Annotated in this window: 3 protein-coding genes and 1 pseudogene; all 4 read right to left on the bottom strand. The window is 70.7% G+C overall.

What is annotated here, in order from left to right; all coding sequences use genetic code 11:
- Positions 1-47 precede the first annotated feature (47 nt).
- The gene (locus ACIRBX_RS38535) at positions 48-713 is read right to left on the bottom strand and encodes a DUF742 domain-containing protein (protein WP_402305221.1); all 666 of its coding nucleotides are present in this window, start codon (positions 711-713) and stop codon (positions 48-50) included.
- A 162-nt stretch (positions 714-875) separates the two neighbouring features.
- Positions 876-1,289, bottom strand: coding sequence for a roadblock/LC7 domain-containing protein (locus ACIRBX_RS38530; RefSeq protein WP_402305219.1), 414 nt, complete (start codon positions 1,287-1,289; stop codon positions 876-878).
- A gap of 10 nt (positions 1,290-1,299) precedes the next feature.
- Entirely contained in the window at positions 1,300-4,692 is a 3,393-nt protein-coding gene (locus ACIRBX_RS38525) for a nitrate- and nitrite sensing domain-containing protein (RefSeq protein ID WP_402305217.1), read from the bottom strand.
- A gap of 239 nt (positions 4,693-4,931) precedes the next feature.
- A pseudogene (locus ACIRBX_RS38520) lies at positions 4,932-5,090 on the bottom strand (ATP-binding protein); the annotation flags it as partial.

Genomic DNA, 5,090 nt, shown 5'->3' with positions numbered 1-5,090 from the left:
CGACGACGATCTTCGCGGAGGTGGTGGCGCGGCTGGGGGCGGCCGCGTTAGAGCTTGCGAAGTCCACTGAGGACCCTTTCGAGCAGCGTGACGTCGGGCTGGTTGCCGGATTCGCCGCCGGCGGCGGGCTGGTGGATGGCGACGAGACCGGCCTCGGCCAGGTCGGCGACCAGGATGCGCGCCACTCCCAGGGGGATGTTGAGCAGCGCGGAGACCTCCGCGACCGACTTCACCTCGGTGCACAGCATGCAGATGCGCTGGTGCTCGGGGAGCATCGAAGCCAACCGGTCCTGGCTGACATTGGCCGAAACCAGTGCCTCCAAGGCCAGTTCGTAACGGGGCCGGGTCCGGCCACCGGTCATCGCGAAGGGCCGGATCAGCGGTCCGGAGTCCTCCTCGTCGTCGAACTCGTCGAGCTGGCCCGGGTCTTCGGCGTGTCCCCGGTAGGACTCCTGGCCGGGGTAGCCCTGGTGCTCGGGGTAGCCGGGCTGCTGCTGCGGCTGACGGCCGTACGGCTGTCCGCCGTAGGGCTGCTGCTCCGGCATCCCGTACTGCTGCTGCTGGTTGAACTGCGGTTGCGCGAACTGCGGCTGGCCGTACTGCGGTTGACCGTACGGCTGACCGTGGCCGACGCCGGGGGTCCCGAAGGCGTCATGGCCGGTGCCAGGGTACGGAACGCCGTACTGGCCGCTGCGGTCGTCGGGCGGGGTCACGGTTCCTCTCCTCACAAGGTGCGGCGGTGCGGTGCTGGTAACGATCCTGACGGATCGTCACCCGTTGTGCGAAGGCCGTACAACGCCCGAACCCGGGCCCGTGGAGGGCCCGGGGACGGGCAATGAGGTCTTTCGAATACCAGGACGGTATCCGACGTACCGTCAGTGCAGGAGACTGCCCTGGAGTTCCGCGCGCAGCGCGGGGGTGAGAACGGCTCCGGCGCGGTCCACCAGGAGGGCCATCTCGTAGCCCACCAGACCGATGTCGGAGTCCGGCGAAGCCAGTACTGCCAGCGACGATCCGTCGCTGATGGCCATCAGGAAGAGGAAGCCGCGCTCCATCTCCACGACGGTCTGGTTGACCTCGCCGCCCTCGAAGATCCGGCTGGCGCCGGAGGTGAGGGAGGTGAGGCCGGAGGCGACGGCGGCGAGCTGGTCGGCGCGGTCGCGGGGGAAGCCCTCGGACATGGCGAGCAGGAGCCCGTCGGCGGAGACCACCACGGTGTGGGACACCCCGGGGGTGCTGTCCACGAAGCTGGTGATCAGCCAGTTCAGGTTCTGTGCTGCCTGGCTCATCTGGGTCAACTCAACGCTCCTGCTGGTTCGAGCCGCCGAAGAGATCGGTGGTGCTGTCGTGCTGCTGGGGGTCGATCCGGAAACTACCGGTCGCGCCCGGGTCGCCGCCCGCGCTGCGGCCCTGCTCGACGCCACGGCGCAGGTTGGTCAACCGGCCGCGCACCTCCTCGGGGCTGCGGGAGACCTGCGGGCCGTCCTGGGGGAGCGGCTTGGCGCCGCCCGGGACCAGGTTCTGCTTGGGCACCCGGCGCGGCAGGCCGGATTCGGTGGTGCCGGCGGCGGCCGGCTCGCGGAGCTGGCCCGCGCGCTGCCAGTCGCCGTCGTTGGGCGACTGCCACTCCTGCTGCGGTGCGGCGGTCGGACCGGTCGGACCGTAGCCGCCGAGCGCGGACACGTCGTGGCCGCGGTTCTCCTCCACCGGGGCGGAGGTGTCCTTGGCACCGGTGAACCAGTTCGGCTTGTCGCCGCCGGCCGGCTGCTCGTCCTGGCGGGCGGCCGGGAAGCCGCCGCCGGCCAGCTGCTGGCCGGGCCGCCGCTGCGGCAGGCCGGAGCCGAGCACCGGGCTCGCCGGGGCCGTGGGGGCCGCTGCGGCGGCCGGAGGCAGCGCGGCGGGCTCGGCGCCGTACGGGTGGCCGGAAGGCTCCTCGTAGCGCTCCTGGGCCTGCTGGTAGCCGTTCTGCTGCCCGTAGCCGTAGTCCTGCCCGTACGGCTGGTAGTCGGCGGCGGCCGCCTCGGCGTACTCGGGCTCGGCGTAGTCGGTCCGGCCGTACTCCTGGCCGCCGTACGGCGAGTCCTGGTAGTGCGGGTCCTGGTAGCCGTAGGAGCCGTCCTGGGCGTACGGCTGGGCGTACTGGTCCCGGCCGTACGGGTCCTGCTCGAACCCGCCCTGGCCGTACGGGTCCTGACCCTGCGTCGGGGCCGGGGCCGCAGGGCGGCCGTACTGGTCCTGGTAGCCGTAGCCGTCCTCGGCGTACGCGGTCTCCTCGACCTCGGCGTCGATGACCTGATCGGCGCCGGACGGGCCGGCCTCCAGGGCGGCCCGGCGGCGCTGGTCGAGCCGCTGGGAGCGCTGCATGGCCTCCAGCGCGGGGCTGAAGCCGCTGCTGCCGCCGTGACCGGTCAGGTGGTCGTCGAAGCCCAGCTCGGCGGCGCTCGGGCCCTGGCCGACCTCGCTCCAGCCGGCCTGGGCCTGCGGCTCCTGTTCGGCGAAGATCCGGGAGACGGTGAACTGCTCCTCCGGCTCCGCGGTCGCGGCCATGCTGGTCAGGTGCTGCGGGAGCATCACCAGCGAGGTGGTGCCCGCCGACTCGCCCGAGGGGCGCAGCTGGACCCGGATGTCGTGCCGCTGGGACAGCCGGCCGACCACGAACAGGCCCATCCGGCGGGAGATGGTGGCGTCGACGGTGGGCGGCTCGGCCAGCTTCTCGTTGATCTCGGCGAAGTCCTCGGCGGTGAGGCCGATGCCCTTGTCGTGGATCTCGACCAGCACCCGGCCGTCCGGCAGGCGGGTGGCGTTGACCAGCACCCGGGTCTGCGGGCTGGAGAAGGTGGTGGCGTTCTCCAGCAGCTCGGCCAGCAGGTGGACGAGGTCGGTCACGGCCGCGCCGATCACCTCGGCCTCGGGGATGCCGGCCAGCTCGACGCGCTCGTACTGCTCCACCTCGGAGGCGGCGGCGCGGAGCACGTCGACCAGCGGGACCGGGGTGTTCCAGCGGCGGCCGGCCTCCTCGCCGGCGAGGACCAGGAGGTTCTCGCCGTTGCGGCGCATGCGGGTCGCGAGGTGGTCCAGCTTGAAGAGGTTCTCCAGCTGGTCCGGGTCGGCCTCGTTGTTCTCGAGGTCGGTGATCAGGGCCAGCTGACGCTGGATCAGGCTCTGGCTGCGGCGCGACAGGTTGGTGAAGATCGCGTTGACGTTGCCTCGCAGCAGGGCCTGCTCGGCGGCCAGCGAGACCGCCTGCTGGTGGACCTGGTCGAAGGCGCGGGCCACCTCGCCGATCTCGTCCTTGCCGTACAGCGGGATGGGCGAGACGGCGGTGTCCACCCGGTCCGGGTCGGTCTTGGAGAGCTTCTCGACCAGGTCGGGGAGGCGGCTGTTGGCGATCTCCAGCGCGGCGGTGTTCAGGGTGCGCATGCCGAGGATCATCGAGCGGGCGATCAGGCCGGTGAGCAGACCGGCCAGGGCGAGCGCGACCACGACGATGACCGAATTGAGGATCATGTCGTTCTGCGCGCGGTTCTTGATGTTCGCGGCGTCGCCGACGACCTCGTCGAGCAGCTTGGACTCGGCGTTGCGCAGCGTGCTGATGTGGCTCGCGGTGGCCTGCTGCCAGTTCTGCGGGGTCAGGCCGGCCGCGGCTGCCGCCTCGGCGGCGTCCTCGGTCAGGGTGGAGCTGCTGGTCATGAAGGACAGGCCGAGGACCAGCAGGCCGCTCATGGTGGGCGCGACATCGGTGCCGGGCATCTTCAGCGCGGCTCGCTGGTCGGCGGCGGCCTGGGCGACCTGGGCGTCCGAGTAGACCCTGGCGTCCTCCGGCGCGCTGCCGGTGGAGAACTCGTTGAGCGAGACCTGCTCCAGCTTGTAGGAGACCGAGAGCTGCTGCATCAGCTCCGAGACCTCCTGCTTGGTCAGGGTCTTCTGGCTGGTGCCGACCAGCAGGTTGAGCATCAGCACGCGCTGGGTCGAGGCGGAGGCCTTGGCCAGCGACATGGCGTAGATCGCCCGGCCCTTGCTGGTGACCGAGGAGGAGCCGAAGCCGACCGCGTTGTCGAAGGCCATCAGCGGCGCCATCAGGTCCGAGTAGGCGGCCTGGGTGGCGGTCGCGTACAGCTCGCGCTTGTAGGCGTTCTCGCGCAGGTGCGGCAGGTGCACGGCGAGCTGCTGGAAGGCGTCGTTGCGGCGGGCCAGCAGGGTGTCGTCGGAGACCTCGGCGAAGGCGGCCTTGTAGGCGGCCAGTGCCTGGTCGGTCTTGGCCCGGCGCTTGGGCACCTCGCCCTGCGGGTCCTGACCGACCATCAGCGGGATGGCGGTCAGGTCGCGCTCGGACTCCAGCGCGTCGGCCAGCTCGGTGGCGGCCTTGGCGAGCAGTGCGGTCTTCTCGGCGTGGGTCGCCTTGACGAAGTCGTCGAAGGAGCTGTTGACCCGGAGCCCGCCGAAGACCAGGGAGATCACGACCGGGATGAGCAGGATCGCTATCAGACGGGTGGGCACCCGCCAGTTCCTCGGAGCCAGGAAGTCGTACCGGCTGGAACTCCGGCGCTGGTCCTTCGCGTTGGACTGCTCGGGCGCCGGTGCGGCGGTGGCGGGCCGCTCCTCGGCGCTCGGCGCGAATGCCGAGAAGCCGCCCGGCTCGTGCTGGCGGGGCTCGGAGCGCCGCTGCTCGGTGACTGGCTGGTTACGCCTCACTCGACAACAACCTCTCTCATCCCCGCTCGCCGCAGCCCGCTGCTGGTGGAACTGCCGAGTTGACTACGGGGTAGCTGGCATTGGAGCACGTGCACGGATGCGGGACAAACAGGCATCTGCGCACGTTTTGGTACGTGCAAATCCGACATTCGGTGGCATTTCCGGGCTGAATGCTGCGACACGCAGCCCGGTCGTCACCGAGGGTTACTTTCGATCTTTAAATGCCTATCGAACCGTTATCACCGGAGTCGGGCGAGGAGGGCGTGTTCGACGAGGGTGATGAGGGCGCTCTTGGCGCTGTCTCGGCGGCGGGCGTCGAGGGTGATGATGGGGGTGTCGGGGCCGAGTTGGAGTGCTTCTCGGACTTCGTCGGGGGTGTGGGCCTGGTGTCCGTCGAA

The organism is Kitasatospora sp. NPDC096147 (genome assembly GCF_044763225.1).
GTDB lineage: Bacteria > Actinomycetota > Actinomycetes > Streptomycetales > Streptomycetaceae > Kitasatospora.
This window is presented reverse-complemented; position numbering and strand designations above follow the sequence as displayed.